General features: G+C 26.8%; 4 protein-coding genes. 3 read left to right on the top strand and 1 reads right to left on the bottom strand.

Going from position 1 to position 3619, the window contains the following annotated elements; genetic code table 11:
• Nucleotides 1-631 (bottom strand): site-specific integrase (locus LRB30_RS05550; RefSeq protein WP_231020096.1); only part of this gene is annotated, 631 nt, incomplete at its 3' end.
• A gap of 583 nt (nucleotides 632-1214) precedes the next feature.
• Between LRB30_RS05550 and LRB30_RS05555 the strand changes: the two genes are divergently transcribed.
• The 3 genes from LRB30_RS05555 to LRB30_RS05565 form a co-directional block, all read left to right on the top strand.
• On the top strand, nucleotides 1215-1835 hold the full coding sequence (locus tag LRB30_RS05555) for a hypothetical protein (RefSeq protein WP_337924901.1): 621 nt from the start codon (nucleotides 1215-1217) through the stop codon (nucleotides 1833-1835).
• Between the two features lie 225 nt (nucleotides 1836-2060).
• On the top strand, nucleotides 2061-2627 hold the full coding sequence (locus tag LRB30_RS05560; protein WP_231020098.1) for a DUF603 domain-containing protein: 567 nt from the start codon (nucleotides 2061-2063) through the stop codon (nucleotides 2625-2627).
• The coding region (locus LRB30_RS05565; RefSeq protein ID WP_231020101.1) for a PBSX family phage terminase large subunit at nucleotides 2624-3619 on the top strand (996 nt) is incomplete at its 3' end. The genes LRB30_RS05560 and LRB30_RS05565, both read left to right, overlap by 4 nt.

Here is a 3619-nt window from a genome sequence, read left to right on the forward strand (position 1 = left end):
TTGAAATAAACAAATTTCTACATAAGTGAAGTGATTTGTTTGCACGAAAGCCCGCCTTTTTTAGAAGATTTTTGAATTTTTTAGAAATATGGATAATATCAATTTGATTGTCTTTAAACTTATGTTTAGTCTTTTGAAAAAGATAGGTACGCCTTGTATCAAGATTTTTTTCTTCGAAATGATTTTTGTGTGCTATTTGAATAGCCGTGTACTCCCTTGAATTAATGACAATTTCTCTAATACAAGTTACACTTCTTTTTTTAGCTACATTTACTTTTATGTTGTAAAAAGTTTCTCCAGTTTTGCTTAATAAAGGAGTAATATCTTGCATTTTTACTTTTTGTATTTCAGTTCCCCTGCACCCGCTTATTAAAAGTAAATATACGAACCATCCAGATATTGGGTCAATTTGTTGTAAACTTTTAATGCATTTTAAAATTAATTTGCTAGTTTTTGGAGTCAAATAAAACTTAGAAGTTGGTTTTGAATTTTCTTTTTTACTTTTAGTTGAATTTTCTATCTTATTTTTTAGGATTTTATTTTCATCTAGTACTTTTTGATAATCTTTTACTATTTTGAGTAGTATATCTGAAGTATCTTTATTTAAATTAAGGAAATTATTAATGCTCATAAAATCAGCCCCAATTAAGTGTTACTTTTGAGTTAAGTAAAAGTAATAAAAATATATAAAAATTACATTTTACATTTTACCAAAAACCAAAAAATTTAGTCAAATTGCAAGTCTTCTCATTGTATGCGAAATTTGGGTTTTATGGTAGCTATAATAAACATAAGTGGCAATTTTTAAGGTGGGCACACAAGAAAGATAGAATACTTTGTGTAATATATAGCAAAGACTTTAAAATTTAGCTTGTATGTGTTATGTAGTCTCTTGTAATGAGTAGGGCATTTGCAATGGAGAGATTTTTTGAGTTTGATTAAAATTACATTTTAGTTTTGTAACAATGTAATGGGAAATGTAACAAAATTAATTATTTAAACCTATAAAAAAATTGTATTTATTAAGTATTGAATTAACCTTAAGACTTAAGGAGTAGCATATGAATAGTATGAATAGAAATGTGTTTATTGCTTGTATTATTTTTATATCTATAATTTCATGCAAATATTATGCAAGCGATAAGGATTTAAAAGGTATAAAGCAAGATTTAGAAAAACGAGTTAGGGGATTTTTAGATACAAAAAAAGAAGAGTTGATTGGAGATTTTGAAAAACCAGGAGCAGAAGTTCAACCTAAGGATGAAGAATTAATGCAAGCGGATGAGTCACAAGGGCAATTTGAAAATCAAATAGCTCAAGGTATTGATGAAGATTTAAAATTAAAGAAAGAAAAGATTGAAAAAAAAATTCAAGAATTAAAGAATAAAATAGAAAAATCAGATAAAGATAAAAAAAATTCTCTTAAAACATATTGTGATTATGAAAAAGAAATAAAAAAAATAAGAGAAGAATTGGATGAACTAAAAGATAAATTAGAATTAGAAAATCAATTCAAAGAACTTGAAAATAGTTTGAAAAAGAAAAAAGAGGAGAGAAAAAAAGAATTAGAAGAGGCTAAAGAGAAATTTAAAGAATTTGAAGAACAAGTTAAAAATGCAGGTGGAGTAAGTGTAGCTGAACAAGTTAAAAAACAAGGTGGTATTGGGGGGAAAGCTTTACAATATGCTAAAAACTTAGGTTTAAGTGGAAATAATTTTGGTAATATCACTGATAGTGGTGAATTGGCAAAAAAAGTTATAGAGGAGACACTTAAAAATATTGAAGAAGAGCTTAAAAATACTATAGAAGATAATGGAGAAGTCAAAAAAGAATAAAGAAATGGTTTTTAAAAGCATAAATTATGAAGAACAAGACTAGTTATTAGTCTTGTTCTTTTATTTATATTAATGTATTTTCATGTATTTGAATTTAATAAATATTGTAAATGTAGATTAGTAGTTAATATATGAATAAGTAAATAGTTTATGTTAATAAGTTGTTAACTTATTGTATTATTTAGAGTAACAGTTTGTTAATTTTGTTGCTTTAGGGAAATTATTTTGAAAAAAAATAAAAGGTCTTTTGATGATTATGTTGCGTACTTTAGAGAAGGGTCCTTAAGTGATTCAGAAATAGCGGATAGACTAGGAGTTTCTAGAGTAAATGTGTGGAGAATGAGACAAAAATGGGAAAATGGAGTGGGTTCTGATAATAATGATTCTAGAGTAACAATTAGTGAAGATACTTTTGAACACCTTTTGTCGCAAACCTTTAGATCTGAAGTTAAAGCTAAAAAAGTTAAGGGAGAATTAGACTTAGAGCGATCTAATTTAGAATTAGGGTTTATACGTTCATTTAAACAATATTTTACTGTTGAGCTTGCGGACATACGGACTAAAATAGAAGATTTAAGGGCACAAATTGATTCTTTAAATAAAGAATGTAATAAAAAAAATGCAAAGTGTGTTAATGAAAATATTGAATCTTTAAAAAGTGAGCTTAATGACCTTATAAAAGAGTGTTCAATAAGAGAAATGGAGCTTTACTATAAATGTATGAAAAGACTTGCTACTGCTCATGAAGTTGAGAGTAAAAGTAATTATAAAAATAGTAAGGGATACAAGTGAATTTATATCAAACAAAACTTTTTACAACATTTCAAAAACAATACAAAAATAAATATGGAATTGATATATCTCAATTTGTAAAGTCAACAAACTCTTCAATTGATTTTGATCATTTTGAAGAAAAACAGTTAACTTCGAAACAAAAAAGTGTTATCAAAAGTATTCAAAAAAATAATGAAAAGAAAATTATATTTAGTGGTGGAATAGCTAGTGGTAAAACGTATCTTGCATGTTATCTTTTTCTCAAAAGTTTACTTACAAATAAAAAGTTATACTCTAGTGATACTAATAATTTTATTATAGGCAATTCTCAACGTTCAGTTGAAGTTAATGTTTTGGGACAATTTGAAAAGCTATGTAAACTTCTTAAAATTCCTTATGTTTCAAGACATACAAATAATTCATATATTCTGATTGATTCACTGCGTATTAATCTATATGGTGGAGATAAGGCAAGTGATTTTGAAAGATTTAGAGGTAGTAATTCGGCACTTATTTTTGTCAATGAGGCTACTACTTTACACAAGCAAACTTTAGAAGAAGTCTTAAAAAGACTTAGGTGTGGGCAAGAGACTATTATTTTTGATACTAATCCGGATCATCCAGAACATTATTTCAAAACTGATTATATTGATAATATAGAAACTTTCACGACATACAATTTTACAACTTATGATAATGTTCTTCTTAGTAAAGAATTTATAAAAACTCAAGAAACACTCTATAAAGATATACCAACATATAAAGCAAGGGTTTTACTAGGTGAATGGATAGCAAGTACTGATTCAATTTTTACACAAATAAATATTACTCAAGATTATGTGTTTACTAGTCCAATAGCATATTTAGATCCAGCATTTAGTATTGGGGGGGATAACACTGCATTATGTGTTATGGAGCGAGTTGATGATAAGTATTATGCTTTTGTATTTCAAGACCAGAAACCAGTCAATGACCCTTATATTATGAATATGGTGAAAACTGTTTTAGAA

The sequence above is a fragment of the Borreliella americana genome, assembly GCF_021043605.1.
Taxonomy (GTDB): Bacteria; Spirochaetota; Spirochaetia; order Borreliales; family Borreliaceae; genus Borreliella; species Borreliella americana.